We start from the raw sequence: 25,541 nt of genomic DNA, 5'->3' as shown, positions 1-25,541 counted from the left end.
TTTAATTTCAGGAAGTGCCGGCAATTGGGATTGTTAGGTAGCAGTAGGGTATTACAAATATGGATATGATCAAAGAAAGAAGACAGCAGGAAATTATCCAACAGTTTCCCAATGTATTTGCAATAGATGCCAACCTGGACAGGCTGGTAAAAAAAATTGAATTGCTTACCTATCTGAATCCTTTAAATATTGAAAAGGAAAAGCATCGGTTTTTTTCATCCAAGTACCTGGAGGAACCTGTTTTTAAGTATAAAAAGCTACAATTTGATCCTTATAAACTAAACCGGTTATTCTTTTCACAGCGCTTGGAGCGAATAAAGGATGAACAGATAATGAAATTTTATCAGGAAGTGGTGTATTACTACGCCAATATGATACAGTGTATAGAGACTATTGGACAGCACAAAAAGTTCTATTACAATTCGCTTAGGGTGTACGGCACCCCCACGGAGAAAGATGTTCAAAATGCCAGGTTTATTCTGCATTTGGCCGATGAACCGGATACCGGGGATATGGAAAAGATATATACTCCGGAAGACGCCAAGGTGTATTTTGAAGAGTTTGTACAGCAGTACAATTTTCCTCTAAATATTTCCTTTTCCAATAGTATCGCCGCAGAGGCCATGGTGAGCAACAATACCCAATCCCTTCTAATTAAGAAAAATACCATTTTTAGCAGGAACCAATTGCTTACTTTGGCCAATCATGAGATCGGGGTACATTTGGTAACCACTTATAACGGTATGCTACAACCCCTAAAAGTTTTTTCCAACGGCTTTCCAAAGAATGTGGAAACCCAGGAAGGTCTGGCGGTATTCAGCGAATATATGAGCGGGGCCCTAACTTTAAGGAGATTAAAGGAGTTGGCCTACAGGGTCCTGGCCTCCGATAGTTTGATAAAAGGATATGGTTTTTCCGATACTTTCGATATGCTGCACGGGCAGTACAAACTGGACCGCAATAAAGCCTTTACCATAACCATGCGGGTCCACCGGGGCGGCGGATTTACCAAGGACCGCCTGTATTTAAGTGGATTGAAAAAGATTTATAAAAGACATAGGGCCGGCCTGTCCATGGATTCTTTATTGACAGGTAAGGTTACCATGGAGTCCGAAGCCACTATAAACCGTTTTAAGGACTTGGGATTGGCCAATGACATAACACATTACAATATGGCATTTCAACAGAATTGCAATAAAAACAGTACCCTGGATTTTATATTGGACAACCTGAAATAAATGAAAGGCTATACGTCTGCCTTTGCCGGCAGGCCTGCTCTTGATGGAGGCTTATCGGGATTGGTTGCTAAGACTTTTGGATATCCACAGTTGGCAGTGGCAGTTTACAGTCGGCAAAAAAAAAATATTTCACTGATTACTGTTTACTGCCTACAGCATACTGCCCAAACCTTCCCTATGGGGACCATAGCCAAAGTTGTTTGTGTATTAAGTTAAATTATTTTAATTGGCCCTTGGAATAATAACTTAGATTTTGATATCTTTGTACTTCCATTAAAAAACATAGTGATCATGTTCGATTTTGACCAATATTTAGGGTTTTTAGCATTTTTGACCATCTTGACCATTGGGTTTTGGTTGATGATTTTTTTGTTGACTTTTGTTATTCCCTATTGGATAGGAGGTTCTATTTTGGAAATATTAAAAGAAAAGCGCGAAGCTAAAAAAGCGAAGCGCAACCAATAAGCATAAGACGATATATTATTAAATAAAAAGGGAGCCTCCGATCGGAAGCTCCCTTTTTATTTATGGGGTAAAAACTTTTATCCTTCAAAGTCCATATCCTCTCCTCCGCCACTTCTGCCTTCCCTGTTTTCACCCTTTTGATTTTGGGGTTGGTTGAACCGGTATTGAAGCGATAAGGTAATCTGCCTCTCCCTCCATTGAAATTCACTGTAAGTAAGTACATTTTCCGTTCTGGTCTCACTTTTACGTATTCTGGAGTTGAATATATCGCCAACGTTCAATGTTAGGGAACCTTTATCCTTTAAGATATCCTTGCTCAGGGCAAGGTCGGAACTCAACATTCCTTTATTGGTGTTCTGTGCATCCCTGGAAGCGCCCATATAGAAGAAGTTGGCCTGGAGGTCAATTTTTCCCGGCAAAGGTAGTTTGGAACTGAATCTGGTAAACCACGAAAAATTATTGGCGTCAAAATTTTGAACTATCTCCACATTTTGACTGTTTATATACGTATAGTTTCCTTTTAGATCTCTCTGAAAGGCATTTACGTTCCATGTTAATCTCCAATCCTTTTTTGGGGTATAGGTGGTTGTAAATTCCATACCATAACGATCTTCAGTGGCCAAGTTTATGGGACTACGTACCTGTACGGGTACAATTATAGGATTTTGCGGGTCTTCCGGATTTTCAATGGTAACAAAATCTCCCGTCTCCCTGGATACAAATTGAAAAACTCCTGTAGACCGATTAAAATATCCGGAAGTGGTAAACGTAAATTTATCCCATCTTTTTAGGTATCCCAAATCATAGGCATCCGTAAAAGTAGGGTCAAGATCCGGATTTCCCTGAAAAAGATTGGTATTACTGGATCGGGACGGAAAGGGATTGATAAATCTGGACCAAGGACGTCTTAGTCTTTTACTGTAGCTTAAGGTAAGCTGTTCCTTTTCGGTAAATTCATACCCTAAAAATATGGAAGGAAACCAATTTACATAATCCTTGTTGGTAAGTTCGTTGGTGTTGACAAGTTCAATGGCGATATCGGAAGCCTCCATTCTTAAGCCACCAAGAATACTGAATTTATCAAACTTGGACCCTAATTGCATATAGGCGGCATTTACGTATTCCTTGTAATTTAGCTCATTGCTAAAGTTGGGGTCACTGTTGAAATTTCCGTCTTGCTGCTGTACGCCAAAATCAAAATCGGTGTTGTTGTTGTTAAAGGTTCCGCGATAGCCCATTTCGAATTGAGATTGGTCATCCTTACCAAAGGGTAACACATAATCCATTTGCACCAATTGCGATATTTGGGTTTGGTCATCTATTGTCCTTTCCGTATCCAAGGCAATATTGTCCCCTAGGATTACCTCCTCGATGATAGAACTTTCATTATCCAATCCTTTGGAGTATTGGTAATCGAAGGTTAGCATATGTCCCTCTTTTTCGAATTTCTTTTGATAGTTCAAGGAATATTGGACTTCTTCTTCAAATTCGTCCTCCAACGTAAACCGGTTTCTTTGGATGGTAGGGTTCCTATCGGCATCAAAATTGAAAAAATCAACATTTACCGTATTGTCCCCGTTAGATTTTCCAAAAACAAAGGAATTGGTAATACTACTGGTATTGTCCTTGTCCAAGAAAAGTTCAAAACCTATATTGGTATTAAAGCTTTTATCGTTTCTTTGATAGTCCCTGATTTCATCTTGAAAGCTTAAAGTGTTGCCATTGGCATCAAAATTTTCTTGATTAAAAAGGGCGTTTCCCGGACCACTTCTGTAACGGTAGGTAGTGTTGGTGAAAATATTGAACCTGTCACGTCTTAAGTTTAGGCTTGCAGAACCTCCATACGTTTCGGGATGTCCCGCGTACAGGTTGATCGATCCGTTAAGGCCGGCTGTTTTGCCCTGCTTGAGTATGATATTTAATATTCCTGCCGTACCCTCTGCATCGTATCTTGCGGAAGGATTGGTGATGACCTCTACTTTTTCAATGGCATCGGAAGGTAATTGTTGGAGTGCTTCAGGGCTCAGACCGGAAAGGGCGGAAGGTTTGCCATTGATTAGGATTCTAACACTTTCGTTTCCCCTCAGGCTAATATTGCCTTCTACATCCACGGAAACCGAAGGTACGTTGCTCAGTACATCGGTTACCGAGCCACCTTTTACGGTGAGATCCGATCCAACGTTATATACTTTTTTATCTAGTCTAAGTTCTACAGTAGTTCGCTCTCCCACTACTTCCACTTCGGCCAACTGGCCTACATCCAAGGAAAGCCGGATTACCCCCAGATCAGTGGCGGAACTAAGATTTTGATTATTTAATTTGTAGGATTTATAGGAGATATATTCTACACTAATGTTATAGTTTCCGGGAGCCGCCTCCACTTCAAATTGCCCTTTGGCATCGGTAATCCCACCAGTAACTTTTTCCGGGTTACTGACACTATGCAGTACTAACGTGGCATATTCCAAAGGTTGGTCTGTTTCTTGGTCCAAAACGGTCCCAGTTATTTTTATGGGTTCTTGCGGGCCTTGGGCCCCTTGGGTGTACCCTATTAAAGAGATTAGAAATAGTGTAACTGGGAGTAGTTTGTTCATGTGCAATTTTTAGGATTTATTCTTCTTTTTTTTCTTCTTTTTTTCCTTCACCTTTTTAAAACCGTTTTTCTGTAGTTCTACAAAGGCCTCATATTTGTCGGCAGGGAGTCCTGCCTTAAGTTCTTCGTCCTGTTTTTGGGTAATTTTCTCATAACTTTCCCTCATTTTATCCTGAGGTAAATCCAATATCTGTAATTCAATTCTTTCTTGGAGGTACTTTTTTAAGGTGGTGCTCAAAATGGCCTCCTCAAACGGATTTAAACCCAATTTTTCGGTTATTCCCGGCATTTCCTGATCCACAATTTGCTCTGCCGTTAATTTTTCCGGCTCCTTTGGAGTTTCCTGTGCTTGTGGGATACTGTTTCTCTGTCTACCGTACCCTCCATAGCCACCGTATCCATAACCATACCCATTTCCGTAGCCATATTGGGCACTTAAAAAAGGAAAGGATAATACAGTAAATAAAACACTAAAAAATAATCTCTTGTCGGTTTTCATAATGTTATGGGTTAATTGGATTCCAAAATTAATAGATGGTTTAACCCTTAAGGGTTAAATGTTTGTTAAAATGAATAGCTCAAGAACTGTACCGTTTTGAGGCACTTGGTGAATTGGGCAGCTGATGTAATTAATGATTCTTTTACCGCTAAATGGGATTTGAACCTACCTGCCGCAGGCAGGTGCTTCTAGGCTCGACCCCCCGTTCCATTATGCTTTAAAGTGTTCTATGGGGATACTAATTTAACGTGAGTTCGACATAAAAATTATTGCAAGACATTGATTTGGTGTAAATTAAAAAATTGCTACAGTCCGCCCCACCGGACAGGTATTACATAAACAACGGATCTTAAATAAAACATATCTCGAACTCACATTAATTTAAAAGATCCTTTATTTTCTCGGGAGGTCTTCCGACCACCCCCAGATTGTCCATAATAACAATGGGGCGCTCTATAAGTTTGGGAAAAGTTATCATGGCAGTTATTATTTCATCGTCCATCATGGATTTTCCTTTGTACTTCTCTTTCCAAATGGTTTCGTTGGTTCGCACCAACTCTATAGGGGATAACCCTAAAATTTTTAAAATGCCCGCCAATTCTTTTTTGGTTGGCACCTTCTCCAGATATTTGATGATTTCAAAGTCGTTTCCCGAATTTTCCAGAATGGCCAATCCTTCCCTGGACTTTCCACATCTGGGGTTGTGATATATTTTAATCATAATGCTTCGTTTTTACGTTTTAGGATTAAAAAGCTTGCTATCTCCTGTAGGGAACAAGGAACTTTAAGGCCTTTGCCCATATCAATTTAACAGATGGTAGCGGGAGGGCATGGATCAACTTTCTTCTTTTTGCCCCATCATCATAAGATAGGCCTTTAGGAATTGATCAATATTGCCGTCCATTACCGCCTCAACGTTGCCCGTTTCTTCACCCGTACGCACGTCCTTCACTAATTTGTAGGGGTGCATTACATAATTTCTGATCTGTGATCCCCATTCAATTTTCATTTTTGAGGACTCGATTTCCTGCCTGGCTTCCATTTTCTTCCGCAATTCAATTTCGTATAATTGGGATTTGAGCATTTTTAAGGCGGTTGCCCTATTATCGTGTTGTGATCTTGAGTCCGAACAAGAAATCTGAATTCCAGAGGGTTTGTGGGTCAATTGTACCTTGGTTTCCACTTTGTTGACATTCTGTCCCCCGGCTCCACTAGATCTGGCAGTGGTAATCTCCACATCTGCCGGATTTATATCGATTTCGATACTGTCGTCCACCAAAGGGTACACGTAAACGGAGGCAAAGGAGGTATGCCGCTTGGCATTACTGTCGAATGGGGAAATACGTACCAGCCTGTGTACCCCGTTCTCTCCCTTGAGCCATCCAAAGCTATAATCTCCCTCAATTTCCAAGGTTACGGTTTTTATCCCTGCAACATCCCCGTCCTGATAATTGAGCTCTTTTACCTTATAGCCATTTTTTTCGCTCCACATCATGTACATCCTCATGAGCATGGATGCCCAATCACAGCTTTCGGTACCACCGGCACCAGCCGTAATTTGGAGTACGGCCGTAAGTTCATCCCCTTCAGCAGAGAGCATGTTCTTGAATTCCAATTTCTCCAAGGCTTCAATGGTCCTATCGTAATGGCCTTCAACCTCGGCCTCGGACATTTCACCCTCTTTCTGAAATTCTAGGAAAATCTCAAGATCCGCTACTAGGCTTTTTGCATTGTTAAAGTCGTCCACCCATTGTTTCTTGGACTGAATTAACTTCATCTGCTCTTGAGCCTCTTGGGGATGGTTCCAAAAATCAGGGGCCAAGGTCTTTTCTTCCTCGTTTTCTATTTCTACAAGCTTGGCATCTATGTCAAAGATACCTCCTTAACGCACCAAGGCGATCAATGAGACTCTTATAATGGTCCGTAGTTATCATATGCTATTATATTTTTGCCAAAAATAGGATTCTTTTCTTTGATTCTGGACCAAATGGCAAATGTTATTTATTGTTGGGAACGTACTTCCACGGAATGGGAGGTCTTATTGGCCCCACGTGAGTAAACCACCCCTTTTAGAGGGGAACAGTCATTAAAGTCCTTGCCATGGGCTACTTTTATGTGGTTGTCATCTGCCAATAAATTGTTGGTAGGGTCAAAGCCTACCCACCCCATCTGGGGGACATATGCCTCTGCCCAAGCATGCATCTGCGAGTCTCCAAAGTACCCGTTTCCCTGGTGTAGATACCCCGAAACATAGCGGGCCGGAATCCTATTGCTCCTGGCCAAGGCACAGAATAAATGTGTAAAATCCTGACATACCCCTTTTGGATTTTCAATTATTTCATCCAAGAGGGTATTGACATGGGTTACTCCGGTAGTGAATTTTATGAACCGGTAGACCCATAAATTTAATTTTTGAAGATTATCGAATATACTTTGGGTAGGATCCAGAACAAAAAGGTTATTAGAACTTTGGGGCAAAGTGGTGAATTTGCTTTGGCCCAAAAAGGGTTCAAAATCTACTCTGAAACCCAAACTTTGAACAAGTTCATAATTACTGGGAATATTGAAGACGGGCACCTCCCTGAAGGGATTGTGGTTTATTTTTTTTAGTATAAAAGTGGCCTTGAAATTTAATTTTTGGAAATTCTCCTGGGTATTGATCCTAATCGTCCGAAAACCATAACCGTTTTCCGAAAACTCGTTTTTGACACCCAATGAATTATTAATGTCTACACGTATCAATTCTTGTGTATCATTATTTTCCGGTACAATTAGAAATTGCCAAGAAGCATTTTCTACCGGATTTTCGTACTCATTGTCGGCAATATAGGTAATGGAATATTCAAAAGACATTTCAAGTAGTTCTTAAGACAAATGTAGGGCATTGATTTTATATCAATAGTTAAAAAATTCATTTTCCATTTTAAGGCTGATCTGTACCAGATTATTGAGAATTTTTTCAATGAACCCTTGAATGTCCTCTTCAATTTCCTCTGCAAATTTATAATCATACTCCCCTTTAACCTTGCTTATTAAAAAGGCTGTGGAATTTTTGTTAGGAGTTTTGGATTCATCCAAAACCCTGATATGCTTGTGGACCTGGTTGATACTGTTAATGACCGATCTGGGGCAATCTGGATTCAATATCAAAAATTCCAAGGTTGAGATACTCGTTGGTGTTTTTTTATAATACCTTCGCATCATATCATAGGATTCCACACATTTGAGCAATGTGATCCATTCAAAACTATGTCCTATTTGGTCTCCATAACTGCCTTTGGCCTTTACGGCATCGTTGTATTTGGCATTAATGATGCGGATTACCTGGGTGGCCCTTTCCAGATTTATTCCAAGCATGATTATGGCGTATACCTCATCGTGCAAAAGGGTGCCCCGAATCTTACCCCTTAAGATAGCCGTCATTTCAGTGACATTTACGGTAAAATCGTACAACCCTTTTTTAGTAAAATCCGCTACCGAATAATTGATCACAAAATGATAGAATTTGTTGATGGATTCATATAGTTCCGTAGATATAAGGTCTCTGGCACTATTGGCATTCTCCCTGGCACTTTTTACATTGTTGATGACAGAATAGGGTTGGAGCGGGTTGAGACCAATATTGTAAAGGATGTCTTCCTCCTTTAGTTCAATGGAATCGTCCCCTATGGGTTCCCCTACTAAGAACATCATGGATCTAAGTACAAACTGTCTGGACTGGGACAACTCGTTGGGTGCATCCAAGGACGAGAAGTAATTTACGTTCAGATATCTGGCTACATGTTCGGCACGTTCAATGTAGCGCCCCATCCAAAAAAGATTATTGGCGACTCTTGCTAACATAGGATTGATTTATTTTTTTAATACCCAGGTATCCTTGGACCCTCCTCCCTGTGAGGAATTTACAATTAGGTTCCCTCTTTTTAGCGCTACCCTGGAGAGGCCTCCCTTAAGGACAAATTCCTTTTCATTACCTAATAGGGTAAAGGTTCTGAGGTCTATATGCCGTTGTTCAAAAGATTCACTGTCGTCTATATATGTGGGATGCACGGATAAGGACATGATGGGTTGCGCAATATATTTTCTTGGGTTTTGTTTAATCTCCTGCTGCACTACCTTTATTTCGTTTTTGGTGAGTCGGTTGCCAATGGAAATGCCATAACCACCTGCTTCGTCCACAGGTTTTATCACCAGTTCATGTATATGCTCCAAAACATAGTTCAGCTCGTCCGGCCTGCTGCAGTGGTACGTATGGACATTGTTCAGTATTGGGGTCTCGTCCAAATAATATTTAATGATCTGTGGCATATAGGTGTATATGGCCTTATCATCGGCCACACCCGTTCCGGGTGCATTGGCCAGGCAAATATTACCTTTTCTATAGGCAGCGAAAAGACCGGGTACCCCGAGTGCAGATTCGGGTTTGAACTCCAATGGATCTATGAACAGATCATCTACCCGACGGTAAATTACATCAACTTTTATAGGACCACGAATAGTCTTCATATATACAAAATCGTTCTCAACGAACAAATCCCTGCCTTCCACTAATTCTACACCCATTGCCTTTGCAAGATAGGAATGTTCGTAAAAGGCAGAATTGTGCATTCCTGGGGTCAGTACCACGCAATTTGGAATATCCACGCCTTTTGGCTTTACGCTTTCCAGAATCTCCAATAGGTTTTCGGCGTAATTGGTAACCGAATGGGTTTTGTAGTGGTTGAAAACCCCAAAAAGAGCCCTTTTTAAAGCGGTGCGATTACAAATAACATAGCTTACTCCGGAGGGACATCTAATGTTGTCCTCAAGCACATAATAGTTGCCATCGGAGTGTTTAATGATATCGGTGCCCGATATGTGGTTGTAAATGCCTCCGGGCGGATCCACACCTATCATTTGATGTAAATAGTTGGCAGAAGAGCTTATAAGGTCTAATGGGACTATCCCATCCTTGATTATTTTTTTATCATGATATATATCCCACAAAAACAGGTTCAAGGCCTTGCTGCGCTGGATGGCGCCCTTTTCAATGATTTCCCATTCCCCCTCGTCTATAATCCTGGGAAATAGATCAAAAGGGAAAATTTTTTCTTGGGTCATTTTATTGTCATAGACCTGAAAAGTGATCCCTTGATTGAAAAATGAGGCTTTTGCCTTGTTGTTCAATTGTACATAATCCTGTATGGAATGATTCCCGTACAATTCCAATAATTTTTGATATACGTTTTTGGCAACTCCATTGGAATCAAAGACTTCATCAAAAAGTTGCACATTTTTGTTGTAGGAAGAAAATATGGTTTTGTTTGCGTCCGAGTTCATACGCCTATTTTCTTTGAAGATAGCTCATTTGTAGCACTATAGGGAATTATAGATTTAATTTGTCATGAGAATTATCTTTTTTTGAAAAAGCAAAGGAGAATATTATCGAATGCTATTTATTGGGAGCGTAAATTTTCCTTCTTGGAAATATTATGTTCGTTTTGCATAAATTTGGTAACTGGGTATATCAAAACCGTCCGTTTTTATTATAACTTTTATTCCGTATGCAGATAAATCTTATTAGCGATACCGTTACACAACCTACTCCAGGAATGTTGCATGCCATGATGCGTGCCAAAGTGGGCGATGATGTTTTTAAAAATGATCCTACGGTGAACAGACTGGAAGAAATGATGGCAAATTTGTTCGGAATGGAAGCCGCCCTGTTTTTTCCTAGTGGTACCATGGCCAATCAAACAGCCATCAAATTACATACCCAACCCGGAGAACAATTGATTTGCGATAAGTACGCCCATGTTTATAATTATGAAGGGGGAGGGGTAAGTTTTAACAGCGGTGTCTCCTGTAGACTTGTAGATGGCCATAGGGGAATGATGACGGCTGCACAAGTGGAGGAATCAATAAATCCGCCCGACTTTCATCATAGTCCATTAACCTCCCTGGTCTGCATTGAAAACACGACCAATAAGGGCGGAGGGGCATGTTGGGATCTTGAGGAATTAAGGTCCATTAAAAAGGTTTGTGACGACAATAATCTAAAATACCATTTGGATGGAGCGCGACTTTGGAATGCGCTAATAGCCAAAAATGAATCGGCCTTGGATTATGGGGCATTGTTCCATACCATAAGTGTTTGTTTAAGTAAGGGGTTGGGATGTCCCATAGGTTCGGTCCTGTTGGGGGAGAAGGAGCATATTAAGAAAGCGCTTAGGATAAGGAAGGTTCTTGGAGGTGGGATGAGACAGGCAGGTTACCTTGCGGCCGCCGGAATTTATGCCTTGGAAAACAACAGGGAAAGGTTGGCGGAAGACCATAAAAAGGCCAGGGAAATAAGTGTATTGCTAAGCGGCTTGCCCTATATTAAAAAGGTGGAACCTACGGAAACCAATATTGTTATTTTTGAAATGGACGAAAACCGGATGTCACCTGATGATTTCTTGGACAGATTGAACAAAAGGAATGTTCAAATCATCGGGATGGGCCAAAATAAGCTGCGTATAGTAACCCATATGGATTACACCAATGAAAAGCATGGGGCTTTTTTGGAAATACTTTCAAAATTATAGGTCAATGGCATCAGGTAACAAGGAGATACTGGTTTTAAGGTTTTTTATACCATTTTCCATTCCGGCCTCCGAACTGTAAAGCATGGAGTTGCCCAGAATTTTACCTTCACTGTTCTTAAGGGTAAATAGAAATTTACCGTTATAGTCGGTCTTGCGTTCAAAGACCCAGGATTGTCCAATGAGCACCTTAAGATTGGCAATGGTCTTGTTTATCTCCTCCCTGTTGCTAAAGGGGATACTGTTCAGAAGTGCCTGTCCACTTTCCGATTGCAGACTAAAGGTAAATGTAGTATCCGATTCCTTTTTTATTTTTAGCATGGCCCAGGGCAACTTTTTTTAAAGTTACACAAAAAAATGTGAATCTTTAATTTTAACAATTTTATCCGGGTAAATTTAGGCTTAATCGTACAGGGTCCTTATAAGGGTCCAAGACCTTGCAATGTTGGCTCCCTTTGGGGAGCTGGCACAGCGCGATACGATACTGGAACCCTGTATTAAGTTTTGGTAATTGTAAGTTAGTGCCCTATCCTTGGGATTTAAATTACATTTTTCTGTTTTTCCGAAGAAAATCCATATACTTTTCCACATCTACCTTGGAACCATAACCGGACATGGAAGCCACTTCTTTTTCGTCGGTACCGACCAAGCTTATAAGTGGAAAAATGCCCTTTTTGTTCCATTGTGATAATAAGGCCTTGTTATGTTGCATTTCCTCGGCACTAAGAAGTTCTTTCTTTCTTGGGAGATCTACATATAGGAGTACATAGTCTTTTGCCACTTCTTTGAATCGATCGGTATTGAACAGGTCTTTTTTTAAAGCCTTGCAGGGAGAGCACCAATCACTGCCGGTAAAATACATGAGAATATTGGCATTGCTTTTTTTGGCAGCTTCCAGGGCCCTGCCATAATTCGTATGCCAATCGGTTCCGTTGATATCGGCATTATGCAATTGTGCATTCATCAGAATTGGAAAAAGTAGTAGCAGGAAATTTTTTTTCATTGGTGCAGCTTATATTTAATAGGGCCTTAATAGACTTATCGAAATTTATTTCAAAAACGAATCCATACCGGGAATGTTGGGCATTCCTTCCCTGGCAACCGCGGCCAATTCATTCTCATTAATGGTGGTGGCCTTTTCTATAGCTTTATTGAGGGTGAGGATCAAATAATCTTCCAGCTGTTCCCTGTCCTGCAGAAGACGATCATCTATAGTAATCGATTTAATGGTTCTATTGGCAGTTATGCTCACTTTGAGCAAATGCTCCGGAGAATGCTCCTCCAGTATTATGGTATCCATTCTTTCTTTGGCGGCCTTTACCTTTTCTTGGGTTTCCTTCAGTTTTCCCAACATGCCCATCATATCTCCAAACATAATTTTAGATTTAATAAGTTCTTTGTTCAAAATTACTAAATTGATCGGGATATATTGAAATTAAGGTGACCGTTATTCATAGGGATACCCTGCAGTTTGGTAAAATATAATAATTGGATAAACCATATAATTTAATCAGGTAGGTTGCATTTAAATATTATTTTTGCGGTTTCTTATAATTTATACTACAAGCATGCAGCGGGAATTGAAAGCACCAAGTGCAAAAAAAATTGGGAAGCAATTAATAAAGCACAATGATGTAAGGATAGATGATTACTATTGGCTGAACGAAAGGGAAAACCCTGAGGTGATAGCTTATTTGGGACGGGAAAATGCCTACTTCGAGGATATGACGTCCCATACCTTGGAGCTTAGGGAGAGCTTGTTTCAAGAGATGAAATCCAGGATAAGGGAAGATGATTCTTCCGTACCCTACAAGTTTAACGGTTATTGGTATGCTACCAGATATGAGGTGGGCAAGGAGTATCCCATATTTACCAGAAGGTTCGAAAAAGAGGATGCGGAGGAGGAAATAATGTTCAATTGCAATATTATGGCGGAGGGGTTCGATTATTTTAACTTAGGGGGCCTGTCCATAAGTCCTAATAACGAACTAGCGGCCTTTGGGGTGGATACGGTTTCCCGTCGGCAATATACCCTGCAAATAAAAAATTTGGGCACCCATGAAATATATGCCGATAAAATAGAGAACACTACCGGAAGCGCTGTTTGGGCCAATGATAATAAGACCTTATTTTATACCAAAAAAGATCCTGTTACACTCAGGTCCAATAATGTTTATAGGCATGTATTGGGGACAGCTCCCGAGGAAGATGAACTGGTTTTTCATGAGGAGGATGAAACCTTTACCACCTTTGTGTATAAAACTAAATCCAAGGAGTTTATTGTCATAGGCTCTTCCAGTACATTGACCACCGAATTTCAAATTCTAAGGGCGGATGACCCTAAAGGGAAGTTTCACGTGTTTTCTAAAAGAATTAGGGGCATGGAGTACTCCCTGACCCACTACGAGGACAATTTTTATATACTTACCAATATGGAGGGCGCCACCAATTTTAAATTGATGACCACCCCAGAAGACCAAACCGAATCCGAACATTGGGTAGACTTTATTCCCCACAGGGAAGAAGTATTGTTAGAGGATATTGAAATGTTCAATGAGTACTATGTCTTATCCGAGCGCGAGAATGGTTTAAATAAGCTAAAAATTGTGAGATGGGATACAGGGGAAAGCTATTACCTGCCCTTTGACAATGAAACCTATACGGCCTATGTGGGGACCAATCCGGATTTTGACACCCAAATTCTCAGATATGGTTATAACTCCATGACGACCCCCAGTTCCATCATCGATTTTAATATGGGGACCAAGGAAAAAGTTATAAAAAAGGAACAAGAGGTACTGGGTGGAAAATTCGAGAAAGAAAACTATGTATCCGAACGAATTTGGGCACCGGCTAGGGATGGCAATAAAATTCCTATTTCCTTGGTCTATCACAAGAACACCAAATTGGACGGTTCCTGTCCGCTCTTGCAATACGGCTATGGCTCCTACGGGCATACTATAGATCCTTATTTTTCCACCGTACGCCTCAGTCTGTTGGACAGAGGTTTTGTGTACGCCATAGCCCATGTAAGGGGTGGGGAATATTTGGGACGTAAATGGTATGAGGAAGGACGATTGTTGAATAAGATGAATACGTTTACCGATTTTATAGATTGTTCCAAATACTTAATTGAAAGAAAATATACAAGTGCGGAACATCTTTACGCTTCGGGAGGTTCCGCGGGGGGACTTTTAATGGGGGCCATAGTAAATCTGTGCCCGGAGATATACCATGGGGTAATAGCCGCTGTGCCCTTTGTGGATGTGCTTACTACCATGTTGGACGACACCATTCCCCTTACCACAGGGGAATATGATGAATGGGGCAATCCAAACGAGAAGGAATACTATGACTATATGAAATCCTATTCGCCATATGACAATGTCTCCCGACAATTGCAGCCCCATATGCTGGTCATTACAGGATTTCACGATTCCCAAGTACAATATTTTGAACCTGCCAAATGGGTTGCAAAACTTAGGGAGTATAAAATGGACAATAATTTATTGTTGTTCAATATTAATATGGATGCAGGTCATGGCGGTGCTTCGGGCCGATTTGAATCCTTAAGGGAAGTGGCCAAGGAATATGCATTTTTGTTAGATTTGGAGCATAAAATTCGATAATCAAAAAAAAAGACTAATTTTGTCCTATCAGTATTGACATAAATTAAAAAATGTCGATAAGTTCTAAACCTAGAAACTGTTTATGGAACATAAGATCAACGCTTATAACAACCTCCTGGAACTTGTAGGAAACACCCCATTAATAAAACTAAATAAGATAGCCGCCAACTTAGAGGGTAATTTTTACGCCAAGGTGGAAGGTTTTAACCCCGGTCATTCCTCCAAAGATCGTATCGCCCTCTATATTATTGAAGAGGCAGAGAAAAGGGGAATATTGGGAAAAGGGAGTACCATAATAGAAACTACTTCGGGAAATACGGGTTTTAGCATTGCCATGATCAGTATCATTAAAGGTTATGAATGTATCCTGGCGGTGAGTTCAAAATCTTCCAAGGATAAAATAGATATGTTGAGGTCTATGGGGGCAAAAGTTTATGTATGCCCGGCACACGTAAGCGCCGATGACCCAAGGTCTTATTACGAGGTGGCCAAAAGACTGCACGAGGAAACCGAGGGTTCCATATATATCAATCAATATTTTAACGAGTTAAACGCCGAGGCCCATTATAAAAGTACCGGACCGGAAATTTGGAATCAGACCAATGGGCATATTACGCATTTGGTAGCCTGTAGTGGTACGGGCGGCACCATTTCAGGTACCGCCAAGTATCTTAAGGAACAAAATCCCAATATACGTGTAATTGGGGTGGATGCCTATGGTTCGGTTCTTAAGAAATACCACGAGACAGGTGAGTTGGATACCAAGGAAATTTATCCGTACCGTATTGAAGGGCTGGGTAAAAATTTAATACCTACTGCTACCAATTTTAGGGTAATAGATGAATTTATCAAGGTTACCGATGAAGAGAGTGCCCATACGGCCAGGGAGATATCCAGAACGGAAGGACTCTTCGTTGGGTATACCAGTGGTGCCGTAATGCAAGCGGTAAGGCAATTGGAGGAAATGGGGGAGTTTAATAAAAACAGTAATGTAGTGGTCATTTTTCCCGATCATGGATCTAGGTATATGAGCAAGATTTACAGTGATCAATGGATGGCGGACCAAGGCTTCTTTGACATTAAAAATGCTGAAGAACCACAGAAAATAGAATTTGTAAAGTAAGGGTTATGCAAAATTTATAATACAAAAGCAACGGTTCATAAGTCGTTGCTTTTTATGTATTAAATAAGTTGCATATGCATATTAAAAATATATATTTTTGCAGTAACAATCAATGTAGGCTAGATGAGAGATTTATTTGACAGAATTATCGAAAATAAAGGGCCTTTAGGAAAATGGGCTTCCCAAGCAGAGGGATATTTTGTATTTCCAAAATTAGAAGGTCCAATATCCAATAGGATGAAGTTCCAAGGAAAGGAAGTTATTACCTGGAGTATAAATGATTACTTGGGATTGGCCAACTTGCCGGAAGTGAAGAAGGTAGATGGTGAGGCAGCCATGGAGTATGGTGCCGCTTTTCCTATGGGGGCAAGAATGATGAGTGGACATACGGATTTCCACGAACAATTGGAACAGGAATTGGCTGCTTTTGTCAATAAGGAATCCGCCTATTTGTTGAACTTTGGTTACCAGGGAATGGTTTCCGCCATTGATGCCTTGGTTTCCAAGGATGATATCATTGTTTACGATGTTGATTCCCATGCCTGTATTATTGATGGCGTACGTTTGCATATGGGCAAGCGTTTTACCTTTAAGCACAATGACATAGAGAGTCTTGAAAAAAACTTGGACAGGGCCGTTAAAATGGCCGAACAGACCGGGGGAGGTATATTGGTGATATCCGAAGGGGTATTTGGTATGCGCGGAGAACAGGGCAAGCTTAAGGAAATCGTTGCCCTGAAGAAAAAATATAACTTCAGATTGTTCGTAGATGATGCACACGGTTTTGGTACCTTGGGCAAAACCGGGGCAGGGGCAGGTGAGGAACAAGGGATACAGGACGATATAGATGTCTATTTTGCAACTTTTGCCAAATCTATGGCAGGTATCGGAGCTTTTTTGGCTGCGGATAAAGAGATTATTGAGTATCTTAAATACAATTTACGGTCCCAAATGTTTGCCAAATCATTACCGATGATTTATGTAAAAGGAGCACTTAAAAGGTTGGATATGCTTCGTACCCAACCGGAACTCAAGGCCAAACTTTGGGAGAATGTAAATGCCTTGCAGAACGGATTAAAGGAAAGGGGTTTTGATATAGGGACTACCACTAGCTGTGTTACGCCTGTTTATCTTAATGGCAGTATTCCCGAAGCCATGGCGTTGGTCAAGGATCTGAGGGAAAATTTTGGTATTTTCTGTTCCATTGTAGTTTATCCTGTAATCCCTAAAGGACTAATTCTATTGAGAATGATCCCTACGGCCACGCATACCTTGCAGGACGTATCTGAAACTTTGGAGGCCTTCTCGGTAATACGCGAACGATTACAGAACGGGACCTACAAAAGATTGTCTGCGGCCGTAGCGGCGGCGATGGGAGAATAATATTTTTTTAATTATATAAAGAAGCCAGCTTTTTTAAGGCTGGCTTCTTTATTTTCTATAGCTCAACCTTGATTATAGCCACTAGTGTCGTATCAATGCTACTGTGTCGTTTAAGTCGCCATTTTTTTGTCTGGCCAAGAAAAAAAATGTTGCACAGTCACCTTATAGATCCATACGATAGGTTCTTCTCCTCTTATAAATTTTTGGGTCGAAATGCTTCCATAACTGGCGAATGGCCACATTTTCCTCCAATTCAGGGGTCCTAACGCATTTTTCTATGCCCTTGGCCTTAAAGGTCTTGTAATACTCATTGAACATTACGGCGGTAACCCCTTTATTCTGGTATTCTGGAAGTACCCCTATCAAATAAAATAGGACCTCTTTACTATTTCTTTTAGCGTTTAGCAAATGAAATATGCCAAAAGGGAATAATTTCCCCCTGGCCTTTTGCAAGGCCCGTGAAAATGAGGGCATAACAATTCCAAACGCAATCAATTTATCATCTTTGTCCAAGATGAATTTGATATACTCGGGATTTATAAAACTGATGTATTTTTTTTTGAAGTATTCCTTTTGAATATCCGTGATGCGCACAAAGGAAGAAAGAGAGGAATAGGTCTCGTTGAAAAGATCGAACATTTGATCTACCCAGGGCATTACGTCCTTGGTTTTATTAAAGTTCAATTCCTTAACACCATAACGTTTTCTTACCAGATCGTTTGCCTTTTCAAAAAATTTGGGCTCTGCATTGCTAAATGGGAATTTATTTTCCATGTATTCCTTTTCCTTTACAAACCCAAAGCGTTCAAAATGGTCTTTGTAATAAGGATGGTTGTACCAAGTGATCATGGTGCCTATTTCATCAAAACCTTCGGTAAGTACCCCCACTTTGTCCAGATTGGAAAAGCCTACCGGCCCCTCCATATAGGATAACCTATGCTCTTTCCCTATTTCCGCCACCTTGTTGAAGAGCACCGCTGTAACCTCATAGTCATCCTCAAAATCGAACCAACCGAAACGCATTTTTTTTAGCTGCTGTGTGTCCACTTCCAATCTATTGATAATGGCCGCGACCCTTCCCACAATTTTGTTGTCCCTATAGGCCAGATAAAACCAGGCATCCGCATCCTTGAACACAGGGTTCTTGTTTTTGTCAAAAGACTCCAGTTCGTCATTGATAATGGGGGGGACCCAATAGGGGGAATCCTTGTACAGGGAAAAGGGAAATTGAACGAAATCTTTAAGTTCCGATTTTGTTTTTGCTTCTTTTAGAATAACCATGCCATATTTCTTACAGGGCCCAATATTAGCAATATTAATCTATAGGAAAAAGGACAAAGGTTATTTTGTTAGAAATCAATTTCAGAATCGTCCCTATTCTTTTCCTTTTTCTTTAATTTCCGTAGTTGCTTTTTGGAAGGCCCCAAATCGATATCCTCTGCACCGGAACCTTTGTTTTTGCCTTTGTTCTTTTTCTTCATGGCGTTCTTGTTGATAGGACCGCCATTTTCGCCGGCCTTTTGGTCCTCAATGGCCTTCATCTTGTCTTTGTGCATGTCTATCCTATAGGAGAATCCCATTGCGGCAAAGATCCTACTGGGCGTATTTTTAAAACTGGCGCCCAAGTGCATATCCACCTGCATATTTTCACCCAACAAATGGGCTACTCCACCCCTTAAAAGCACGTCGGAATACCGATCGCTTTTTATTCCTTGGTTTTCTACAAATACACTCCATTTAGGGTCTCTAAAAGCATGCGATAGGGATACACTGTAGTTCCATTCTGGGAAATCGGTCCCCAATCTGTCATAGGCAATATTGGAAATAAGCACAAATCTTGGGGTTAACCTACTTTGGGTAGCGACCATTACCCTGGGGGATACGGTGGGGTCTCCACTGTAAAATGGGTTATCGCCCAATACAAAATTAGCGCCTGCGTAGACCGATATGGCAGGGATTAGGTTTTTTAGCCTAAACCTATGGTTGGCCTTCCAACTATATAGATTGGGCTTGTTGTTTTCGGGATTTTTGAAAGGGTCGTAAACCAAATATTTTAAACCGATCCTGTTTCTGGAAAAATCGGTGTTCGTTATTTCTACCCCGGTGTTGGTGTATGTTTTATTTTGATTGTCGAAAGTGCCTTCGTAATTCAGTTCCAAGGTTTCGAAAAATAGGCCATATCGCAATGATAGATCGGCTCCAAAAATATTAGATTCGGTAGCCAGCTTTGAGTGATCCTGCTGTTCATAAGCAATGCCGAATTCGGCCTGTAAAACGTTGGTGCCTATCGCGTATGCACTTACGGATTGTCCAGGGCGGTTAGAGTTGATGACATCGGTGTATTGTGAAAATGCGGCCCATGGAATAGCGAAAATTCCAAATATTAGTATTTTCATCAGGCGTTTCTTGGAAACATTATACTCCATAGGTACTATTTTATTATTATTTTAAGACTTTTGCACTATTAATACAACGTTAGAATTGTACTTTTGATATAAAATTTGTCAACTAATTATGGGTTTTTTAAAAACGGTACTAATTGTACTCTTAGTATACTATTTGTTTAAAATTCTGGCCAAATGGTTTGCCCCTAAATTGTTCAGGTACGCAGCAAAGAAGACCGAGGAACATTTTAAGGAAAGGTTTGAAGGTTTTGCCGGCCGGCAAGCCCAAGACGAAGAGCAAATAGGCGACGTTATCATAGATAAAAAAACTACCAAGAAAAAGAACAGCTCAAAAAATGTTGGAGAATACATAGATTTTGAGGAAATTGAATAACCTTTTACCATAACCGAATATGAAAAACGGTCCAAGAGCCTTTTTTGTCCATTTTTTTGTAACCGTATTTTTTGTAATTGTAGCGCTGGCGTATTTCCATCCCGTACTTCAGGGGAAGGTGATCGAACAATCCGATATTGTCCAATTTACCGGGATGGCCAAAGAACAAAACGATTATCGAAAAAAAACGGGGGAGGAACCGTATTGGACCAATAGTGCCTTCGGCGGAATGCCCACCTATCAGTTGGGAGCCTATTATCCCCACGACTACGTAAAAAAGCTGGATCGGATTATCCGATTTTTACCTAGGCCTGCGGATTATCTTTTTATATATCTTATCGGTTTTTATATTTTGCTCTGTTGTCTCAAGGTGGACTACAAATTGGCGATAGTGGGGGCACTGGCCTTTGGTTTTTCTACCTATATGATCATTATATTGGGGGTGGGGCACAACGCAAAGGCACATGCCATTGGCTATTTGCCCATGCTCTTGGGAGGAATTGTTTTGGTCTTTAGAAAGAAATACCTCTGGGGGTTTCTTCTAACGGCCATTGCTATGGCCTTGGAAGTGGGTGCCAACCATTATCAGATGACCTACTATTTTATGTTATTGGTACTCATTTTAGGGGTTGTCTACCTAGTGGACGCCATTAAGAAAAAGAAACTGAAACATTTTGGTATTTCCATCGGAATCCTGGTTTTGGCGGTATTGTTGGGAATTGCTGCCAATGCCACCAGTCTTTTGGCTACCAAGGAATATGCGGATTGGAGTACAAGAGGAAAATCCGACCTCACCATAAGTGCCAACGGGGAACCAAAGGAAAGTGGTTCCGGTCTGGACCGGGAATATATAACCCAATTCAGTTATGGAATTGTAGAATCCCTGAATTTGTTTGTTCCAAGACTGTTCGGTGGTTCCGGGGGCGAGGATCTGGGAACCGATTCCAAAACCTATGATTTTTTGACCGAGAATGGTATTTCCAGGACCAAGGCATTGGATTTTACCAGTGCCCTTCCCCTTTACTGGGGAGACCAGCCTATAGTTGCGGCCCCTGCCTACATAGGGGCCGTAGTGTTTTTCCTCTTTGTCCTTGGGCTTTTCTTGGTAAGGGGAAAAGTGAAATGGTGGCTTTTGGGAGGTACTATCATGGCACTACTTCTTTCGTGGGGCAAAAATTTTAGCTTTCTGACAGATCTAATGATCGATTATTTTCCGATGTACAATAAGTTTAGGGCGGTTTCATCCATTCAAGTTATTCTTGAATTATGTGTACCTGTCTTGGCCATCTTGGCCTTATCACAACTTTTTGATAAGAAGATGGACACCTCTAAGAAGCTAAAGGACTTAAAGCTCACTCTTTTTATTACCATGGGTATCGGAGTTGTTCTTTTTTTAATAAAGGGAATGTTCGATTTTGTGGGACAGAGCGATGAAACCTACAGGCAGTATTATGGCGATGACATCGTCTCCTTAATTGTATCAGATCGCAAGTCGGTATACAATGCAGATATATTTCGGTCATTGATCTATGTGGCTTTGGCAGCTCTTGCCATTTGGTTCTATCTAAAGGATAAATTGAAACAAAATCTAGTTATAATTATTTTGGGAGTCCTGCTCTTGTTTGATCTGGTGGGTGTAGCCAAGCGTTACGTAAACGAAGATGATTTCGTAGTACAACGCAGAATGGTGGAACCCTTTCAGGAAACGGAAATGGATAAACAGATAGCAAAGGATACTACTGTTTTTAGGGTATACGATCCATCAGAGATTGGTGGGGGAGGCCGTACCGCATATTTTCACCAGTCCATATGGGGGTATCACGCCGCCAAACCCGCGGGGATACAGGAGTTGTTCGACTTCCATATTTCCAAGAACAACGTTAAGGTGCTGAGTATGCTCAACGTTAAATACGTGGTACAGCAAGATGAGGAGGGCAGGAACTATCCAGCCCTAAATCCCGATGCCAATGGCAATGCCTGGTTTATTGATGAGTTGGTTCCGGTTTTTAACGCCAATGATGAGATAATGGCCTTGAACACCTTGGATGTAAAGCATAAGGCGGTTTTTGATAAATCCAAGTTTGAAAGTATAGCAGCGCTTAATTTCAAGACCGATTCTACAGCGGCGATAAAACTGATAGAATACCGACCCAATCATTTAACCTATAGCTCCGATAACAGCAACCCTGGAATGGCCGTATTTTCCGAAATGTACTACCCTCATGGATGGAATGCCTATATCGATGGTGAGTTAAAGGATCACTTTAGGGTAAATTATGTTTTGCGGGCCTTGCAAATACCCGCGGGGAAGCATAAAATAGAGTTTAAGTTTGAGCCAAGCCTAATTAAGATTGGAGGAAACATAACCATGGCCAGTTCCATAATATTGGCCTTGGGGCTCTTTTTTGGAATTGGCCATGCTTTTTGGATTGCTAGGAAAAAACCAAAGGCTTAATGCAAAAGGTACTCATCATCACTTATTATTGGCCTCCTGCAGGTGGACCTGGTGTACAGCGATGGTTGAAATTTGTGAAATACCTTAGGGATTATGATATAGAGCCCATTGTCTATATCCCCGAAAACCCCAATTATCCCATAGTGGACGAATCTTTGGTACATGAAATACCAGATGGGATAAAAGTATATAAGAGGCCTATTCGCGAACCCTATGGCTTTGCCCGCCTATTTTCAAAAAAGAGGACAAAAAAGATCAGTGCTGGGATCATCAATTCCAAAAATCAATCCGCTTTGGAAAAAGTGTTGCTATGGATACGGGGAAATCTATTTATTCCGGATGCCAGAAAATTTTGGATAAAGCCTTCAACAAGGTTCCTGGTGGAAGTGATAGAAAAAGAAAGTATCGGAACCGTCATAACGACCGGCCCCCCACATAGCCTGCATCTTATCGGCCTTGAACTAAAAAAGCGAACCAAAATTAGGTGGATAACAGATTTTAGGGATCCGTGGACTTCCATTGGCTACCATAAAAAATTAAAACTGACCAATGCTTCCCAAGCCAAGCACAAACAGCTGGAGCATTTGGTGTTAAATGAAGCCGATAAAATTATCGTGACCAGTAATACCACTAGACGTGAGTTTTCCAAAATCACCCAAAAACCTATTACTGTTATCACCAATGGGTACGATTCAAACGAAGGTGGTCCTATGGCCTTGGATGTTGATTTTACCATTTCCCATATCGGATCCCTACTTACGGGGAGAAACCCGCTGAATCTTTGGAAGGCGATATCGGAATTGATTTACGAATACCCCGATTTTAAAAAATGTTTCAAACTGCAGCTGGCAGGCGTTATTAGTTCGGACGTTTTGGAGAGCATTTATTTTTATGGCCTGCAACCTTATACCCATTTGCTTGGCTATCTTTCCCATAATGATGCACAGCAATATCAAAGGAAGTCCCAAGTGCTGTTGTTGATAGAGATAGATGCAGAGGAGACCCAAGGTATTATTCCCGGAAAAGTATTTGAATATATGGCGTCCAAAAGACCTATCTTGGGCGTAGGTCCTGCCCACTGGGAAGTGGCAGATCTTATTGCCGGATCCAATACGGGCAAGGCCTATACCTACCCACAGTTCAATGAATTAAAAAGTACGCTACTGCAATGGTTCCAGGAATATAAAAAGGAACGATTGACCTTGCCTTTGGCAGCAGTTGAACAATACCATAGAAGGGAATTAACGGCAAAATTGTCCAAGTATTTAGCATGGGAATAGTCTTAAAACAATCATTGAACAATACTTTGATTACCTATATTGGCTTTGCCATAGGGGCATTGAACCTGCTATTTTTATATACACGGTTTTTAACGGACGAATATTTTGGCCTGGTGAATGTAATTCTTTCGGCATCTTCCGTTCTAATGCCGCTATTGGCCTTTGGGATTCCTAACACCATGGTAAAATATTTCTCAGGTTTCCAGAATAATAATGGTAAGGACGGTTTTTTGACCCTAATGATTTTCTTGCCCTTACTACTTATAGTACCTATTGGCGGCATTTCCTATTTGGCCAATGAGACCATTGGCGATTTTTTGTCCAAGGAAAACCCGATAGTAAAAGGGTATGTGTGGCATATTTTCATTATTGGCGTGTCTATGGCCTATTTCGAGGTTTTTTATGCCTGGGCAAAGGTACAGATGAAGTCGGTTTTCGGCAACTTCATGAAGGAAGTATTCAGCCGAATAGTGATAACGATATTGCTTTTGTTGGTTTATTTGGATATGATTTCGGTGCTCACCTTTCTCAATGCCATGGTGGGGATGTATATCCTTAGAACCCTTATTATGCAGGCCTACGCCTTAAGATCTCTGCGTTTAAGGCTCAATTTTAATTTTCCTGTCAATACCCGTGAAATTATTAATTACAGTACCCTGATTATTTTGGGAGGATCTGCAGCAATAGTTTTGCTGGAGGTAGACAAGGTAATGATCAACCAATTTATAGAAATTAAAAATGTGGCCTATTACAGCGTGGCCGGGTACATTGCCACCGTCATTGCGGTTCCGTCCAGGTCCATGCACAACATTACCTATCCCTTAACTGCGGAAATCCTTCATAAAAAGGATATCAAGGCGCTTAAAACATTATATCAAAAGAGTTCGCTTACCTTATTTATCGTGTCCGGACTCATATTTATTTTGATTGTTCTAAACCTAAATGATCTGTACAATTTGTTGCCCATGTCCTATCGTGGCGGATATGTAATTGTTTTTATCATCGGATTTGCCAGAGTGTATGACTCCCTTTTGGGCAATAATAATGCTATAATGTACAATTCGGATTTTTATAGGGCCTTGCTCCTTATGGGGGTCGCTTTGGCCGTTCTTACCATATTGTTAAACCTTTGGCTGATTCCAAAATACGGTTTGGACGGTGCGGCCATAGCTAGTTTTATGGCCTTTTTTATTTACAATACCGTAAAATTAGGCTTTGTTAAATATAGGTTTGGAATCCAACCTTTAACCAAGGAGACCCTCAAGGTTGTATTTTTATTGGGGATATTGTCTGCCATTTTTTATTTTGTATCGTTTTCTTTCCATCCGGTGGTGAACATTGCCCTAAAGAGTATGTTGATACTGCTTTGTTATGTTTTTGTTTTATATCGATTTAGAATTTCCGAAGACGTATTTGGGGCCATCTCATTTTATTTAGGGAAGTTGGGAAACAAAAATAAGAGAAAGTAAATTACTCCAATACCGGCCAAACATCCCTAATAAAGTATAACCCCGCAGGAACGAATTCGCTGCGGG

23 protein-coding genes are annotated in these 25,541 nt (G+C 40.8%); 11 read left to right on the top strand and 12 right to left on the bottom strand.

Annotated elements, in window-relative coordinates; genetic code table 11:
• The first annotated feature begins 65 nt into the window (after nucleotides 1–65).
• The 3 genes from D0S24_RS06830 (at nucleotide 66) to D0S24_RS21045 (ending at nucleotide 1,703) form a co-directional block, all read left to right on the top strand.
• Nucleotides 66–1,238 (top strand): flavohemoglobin expression-modulating QEGLA motif protein, encoded by a 1,173-nt coding sequence (locus D0S24_RS06830; protein ID WP_117019346.1) that lies wholly within the window; start codon nucleotides 66–68, stop codon nucleotides 1,236–1,238.
• Nucleotides 1,239–1,454, top strand: a complete 216-nt coding sequence (locus D0S24_RS06825; RefSeq protein WP_117019096.1) for a hypothetical protein — start codon at nucleotides 1,239–1,241, stop codon at nucleotides 1,452–1,454. It abuts the gene before it with no gap.
• A 75-nt stretch (nucleotides 1,455–1,529) separates the two neighbouring features.
• The gene (locus tag D0S24_RS21045) at nucleotides 1,530–1,703 is read left to right on the top strand and encodes a hypothetical protein (protein WP_093980103.1); all 174 of its coding nucleotides are present in this window, start codon (nucleotides 1,530–1,532) and stop codon (nucleotides 1,701–1,703) included.
• 77 nt (nucleotides 1,704–1,780) lie between these two features.
• On the opposite strand, the gene D0S24_RS06820 is transcribed toward D0S24_RS21045, so the two are convergent.
• The 7 genes from D0S24_RS06820 to D0S24_RS06790 all read right to left on the bottom strand — a co-directional run bounded on the left by D0S24_RS06820 (nucleotide 1,781) and on the right by D0S24_RS06790 (nucleotide 10,114).
• On the bottom strand, nucleotides 1,781–4,297 hold the full coding sequence (locus D0S24_RS06820; RefSeq protein ID WP_117019095.1) for a TonB-dependent receptor domain-containing protein: 2,517 nt from the start codon (nucleotides 4,295–4,297) through the stop codon (nucleotides 1,781–1,783).
• A gap of 9 nt (nucleotides 4,298–4,306) precedes the next feature.
• Entirely contained in the window at nucleotides 4,307–4,795 is a 489-nt protein-coding gene (locus D0S24_RS06815) for a hypothetical protein (protein WP_117019094.1), read from the bottom strand.
• A 376-nt stretch (nucleotides 4,796–5,171) separates the two neighbouring features.
• A complete protein-coding gene (gene arsC / locus D0S24_RS06810; RefSeq protein ID WP_117019093.1) occupies nucleotides 5,172–5,516 on the bottom strand; it encodes an arsenate reductase (glutaredoxin) in 345 nt (114 codons plus the stop codon).
• Nucleotides 5,517–5,630: 114 nt separating this feature from the next.
• Nucleotides 5,631–6,729, bottom strand: a protein-coding gene (gene prfB, locus D0S24_RS06805; protein ID WP_117019092.1) for a peptide chain release factor 2 whose coding sequence is annotated in 2 segments (ribosomal slippage) — nucleotides 5,631–6,665 and nucleotides 6,667–6,729 — 1,098 coding nt in all. Because the reading frame shifts where the segments join, the coding sequence is not laid out codon by codon here.
• A 67-nt stretch (nucleotides 6,730–6,796) separates the two neighbouring features.
• Nucleotides 6,797–7,648, bottom strand: coding sequence for a transglutaminase family protein (locus tag D0S24_RS06800; RefSeq protein WP_117019091.1), 852 nt, complete (start codon nucleotides 7,646–7,648; stop codon nucleotides 6,797–6,799).
• A 42-nt stretch (nucleotides 7,649–7,690) separates the two neighbouring features.
• Nucleotides 7,691–8,638, bottom strand: coding sequence for an alpha-E domain-containing protein (locus D0S24_RS06795; RefSeq protein ID WP_117019090.1), 948 nt, complete (start codon nucleotides 8,636–8,638; stop codon nucleotides 7,691–7,693).
• A gap of 9 nt (nucleotides 8,639–8,647) precedes the next feature.
• The gene (locus D0S24_RS06790; RefSeq protein WP_117019089.1) at nucleotides 8,648–10,114 is read right to left on the bottom strand and encodes a circularly permuted type 2 ATP-grasp protein; all 1,467 of its coding nucleotides are present in this window, start codon (nucleotides 10,112–10,114) and stop codon (nucleotides 8,648–8,650) included.
• Between the two features lie 224 nt (nucleotides 10,115–10,338).
• Between D0S24_RS06790 and D0S24_RS06785 the strand changes: the two genes are divergently transcribed.
• On the top strand, nucleotides 10,339–11,361 hold the full coding sequence (locus tag D0S24_RS06785) for a low specificity L-threonine aldolase (RefSeq protein WP_117019088.1): 1,023 nt from the start codon (nucleotides 10,339–10,341) through the stop codon (nucleotides 11,359–11,361).
• Here the strand turns inward: D0S24_RS06785 and D0S24_RS06780 are convergent.
• The 3 genes from D0S24_RS06780 to D0S24_RS06770 form a co-directional block, all read right to left on the bottom strand.
• On the bottom strand, nucleotides 11,356–11,679 hold the full coding sequence (locus D0S24_RS06780) for a YegP family protein (RefSeq protein WP_117019087.1): 324 nt from the start codon (nucleotides 11,677–11,679) through the stop codon (nucleotides 11,356–11,358). The two genes, D0S24_RS06785 and D0S24_RS06780, sit on opposite strands and share 6 nt — an antisense overlap.
• Nucleotides 11,680–11,902: 223 nt before the next feature.
• Nucleotides 11,903–12,361 (bottom strand): thioredoxin family protein, encoded by a 459-nt coding sequence (locus D0S24_RS06775; RefSeq protein ID WP_251795735.1) that lies wholly within the window; start codon nucleotides 12,359–12,361, stop codon nucleotides 11,903–11,905.
• 45 nt (nucleotides 12,362–12,406) lie between these two features.
• The gene (locus D0S24_RS06770) at nucleotides 12,407–12,733 is read right to left on the bottom strand and encodes a YbaB/EbfC family nucleoid-associated protein (RefSeq protein ID WP_117019086.1); all 327 of its coding nucleotides are present in this window, start codon (nucleotides 12,731–12,733) and stop codon (nucleotides 12,407–12,409) included.
• Nucleotides 12,734–12,926: 193 nt separating this feature from the next.
• Here D0S24_RS06770 and D0S24_RS06765 point away from each other — a divergent pair, with 193 nt between their 5' ends.
• The 3 genes from D0S24_RS06765 to D0S24_RS06755 all read left to right on the top strand — a co-directional run bounded on the left by D0S24_RS06765 (nucleotide 12,927) and on the right by D0S24_RS06755 (nucleotide 17,493).
• Complete coding sequence (locus tag D0S24_RS06765) at nucleotides 12,927–14,987, top strand: S9 family peptidase (RefSeq protein WP_117019085.1); 2,061 nt, start codon at nucleotides 12,927–12,929, stop codon at nucleotides 14,985–14,987.
• An 82-nt stretch (nucleotides 14,988–15,069) separates the two neighbouring features.
• Nucleotides 15,070–16,110, top strand: coding sequence for a PLP-dependent cysteine synthase family protein (locus tag D0S24_RS06760; protein WP_117019084.1), 1,041 nt, complete (start codon nucleotides 15,070–15,072; stop codon nucleotides 16,108–16,110).
• A gap of 123 nt (nucleotides 16,111–16,233) precedes the next feature.
• The gene (locus D0S24_RS06755) at nucleotides 16,234–17,493 is read left to right on the top strand and encodes an aminotransferase class I/II-fold pyridoxal phosphate-dependent enzyme (RefSeq protein ID WP_117019083.1); all 1,260 of its coding nucleotides are present in this window, start codon (nucleotides 16,234–16,236) and stop codon (nucleotides 17,491–17,493) included.
• A 162-nt stretch (nucleotides 17,494–17,655) separates the two neighbouring features.
• On the opposite strand, the gene D0S24_RS06750 is transcribed toward D0S24_RS06755, so the two are convergent.
• On the bottom strand, nucleotides 17,656–18,774 hold the full coding sequence (locus D0S24_RS06750) for a GTP cyclohydrolase (RefSeq protein ID WP_117019082.1): 1,119 nt from the start codon (nucleotides 18,772–18,774) through the stop codon (nucleotides 17,656–17,658).
• 68 nt (nucleotides 18,775–18,842) lie between these two features.
• Nucleotides 18,843–19,919, bottom strand: coding sequence for a transporter (locus D0S24_RS06745; RefSeq protein ID WP_117019081.1), 1,077 nt, complete (start codon nucleotides 19,917–19,919; stop codon nucleotides 18,843–18,845).
• 88 nt (nucleotides 19,920–20,007) lie between these two features.
• Between D0S24_RS06745 and D0S24_RS06740 the strand changes: the two genes are divergently transcribed.
• The 4 genes from D0S24_RS06740 to D0S24_RS06725 are packed head-to-tail and all read left to right on the top strand — an operon-like array spanning nucleotide 20,008 to nucleotide 25,475.
• Nucleotides 20,008–20,271, top strand: a complete 264-nt coding sequence (locus tag D0S24_RS06740) for a DUF4834 family protein (RefSeq protein ID WP_117019080.1) — start codon at nucleotides 20,008–20,010, stop codon at nucleotides 20,269–20,271.
• Nucleotides 20,272–20,290: 19 nt separating this feature from the next.
• Complete coding sequence (locus D0S24_RS06735; RefSeq protein ID WP_117019079.1) at nucleotides 20,291–22,726, top strand: YfhO family protein; 2,436 nt, start codon at nucleotides 20,291–20,293, stop codon at nucleotides 22,724–22,726.
• Nucleotides 22,726–24,006: a glycosyltransferase gene (locus D0S24_RS06730; RefSeq protein ID WP_117019078.1), complete on the top strand. Its 1,281-nt coding sequence runs from the start codon at nucleotides 22,726–22,728 to the stop codon at nucleotides 24,004–24,006. Before D0S24_RS06735 ends, D0S24_RS06730 begins: the two co-directional genes overlap by 1 nt.
• Entirely contained in the window at nucleotides 23,997–25,475 is a 1,479-nt protein-coding gene (locus tag D0S24_RS06725; protein WP_117019077.1) for a polysaccharide biosynthesis C-terminal domain-containing protein, read from the top strand. The genes D0S24_RS06730 and D0S24_RS06725 overlap by 10 nt, the downstream gene beginning before the upstream one ends.
• Nucleotides 25,476–25,541 lie beyond the last annotated feature (66 nt).

It is taken from the genome of Arenibacter sp. P308M17, from assembly GCF_003426735.1.
In the GTDB taxonomy this organism is placed as follows: domain Bacteria; phylum Bacteroidota; class Bacteroidia; order Flavobacteriales; family Flavobacteriaceae; genus Arenibacter.
The sequence above is the reverse complement of the archived record's forward strand: the minus strand, read 5'-3'. Positions and strand labels throughout refer to the sequence as shown.

Coding starts and splice junctions, on each gene's coding strand:
- D0S24_RS06725 (WP_117019077.1), top strand. CDS start 23,997: ATGGGAATAGTCTTAAAACAATCATTGAACAATACTTTGATTACCTAT.
- D0S24_RS06765 (WP_117019085.1), top strand. CDS start 12,927: ATGCAGCGGGAATTGAAAGCACCAAGTGCAAAAAAAATTGGGAAGCAA.
- D0S24_RS06730 (WP_117019078.1), top strand. CDS start 22,726: ATGCAAAAGGTACTCATCATCACTTATTATTGGCCTCCTGCAGGTGGA.
- D0S24_RS06825 (WP_117019096.1), top strand. CDS start 1,239: ATGAAAGGCTATACGTCTGCCTTTGCCGGCAGGCCTGCTCTTGATGGA.
- D0S24_RS06815 (WP_117019094.1), bottom strand. CDS start 4,795: ATGAAAACCGACAAGAGATTATTTTTTAGTGTTTTATTTACTGTATTA.
- D0S24_RS06785 (WP_117019088.1), top strand. CDS start 10,339: ATGCAGATAAATCTTATTAGCGATACCGTTACACAACCTACTCCAGGA.
- D0S24_RS21045 (WP_093980103.1), top strand. CDS start 1,530: ATGTTCGATTTTGACCAATATTTAGGGTTTTTAGCATTTTTGACCATC.
- D0S24_RS06755 (WP_117019083.1), top strand. CDS start 16,234: ATGAGAGATTTATTTGACAGAATTATCGAAAATAAAGGGCCTTTAGGA.
- D0S24_RS06735 (WP_117019079.1), top strand. CDS start 20,291: ATGAAAAACGGTCCAAGAGCCTTTTTTGTCCATTTTTTTGTAACCGTA.
- D0S24_RS06760 (WP_117019084.1), top strand. CDS start 15,070: ATGGAACATAAGATCAACGCTTATAACAACCTCCTGGAACTTGTAGGA.
- D0S24_RS06750 (WP_117019082.1), bottom strand. CDS start 18,774: ATGGTTATTCTAAAAGAAGCAAAAACAAAATCGGAACTTAAAGATTTC.
- D0S24_RS06790 (WP_117019089.1), bottom strand. CDS start 10,114: ATGAACTCGGACGCAAACAAAACCATATTTTCTTCCTACAACAAAAAT.
- D0S24_RS06795 (WP_117019090.1), bottom strand. CDS start 8,638: ATGTTAGCAAGAGTCGCCAATAATCTTTTTTGGATGGGGCGCTACATT.
- D0S24_RS06780 (WP_117019087.1), bottom strand. CDS start 11,679: ATGCTAAAAATAAAAAAGGAATCGGATACTACATTTACCTTTAGTCTG.
- D0S24_RS06800 (WP_117019091.1), bottom strand. CDS start 7,648: ATGTCTTTTGAATATTCCATTACCTATATTGCCGACAATGAGTACGAA.
- D0S24_RS06770 (WP_117019086.1), bottom strand. CDS start 12,733: ATGTTTGGAGATATGATGGGCATGTTGGGAAAACTGAAGGAAACCCAA.
- D0S24_RS06745 (WP_117019081.1), bottom strand. CDS start 19,919: ATGGAGTATAATGTTTCCAAGAAACGCCTGATGAAAATACTAATATTT.
- arsC (WP_117019093.1), bottom strand. CDS start 5,516: ATGATTAAAATATATCACAACCCCAGATGTGGAAAGTCCAGGGAAGGA.
- D0S24_RS06820 (WP_117019095.1), bottom strand. CDS start 4,297: ATGAACAAACTACTCCCAGTTACACTATTTCTAATCTCTTTAATAGGG.
- D0S24_RS06775 (WP_251795735.1), bottom strand. CDS start 12,361: ATGAAAAAAAATTTCCTGCTACTACTTTTTCCAATTCTGATGAATGCA.
- D0S24_RS06740 (WP_117019080.1), top strand. CDS start 20,008: ATGGGTTTTTTAAAAACGGTACTAATTGTACTCTTAGTATACTATTTG.
- D0S24_RS06830 (WP_117019346.1), top strand. CDS start 66: ATGATCAAAGAAAGAAGACAGCAGGAAATTATCCAACAGTTTCCCAAT.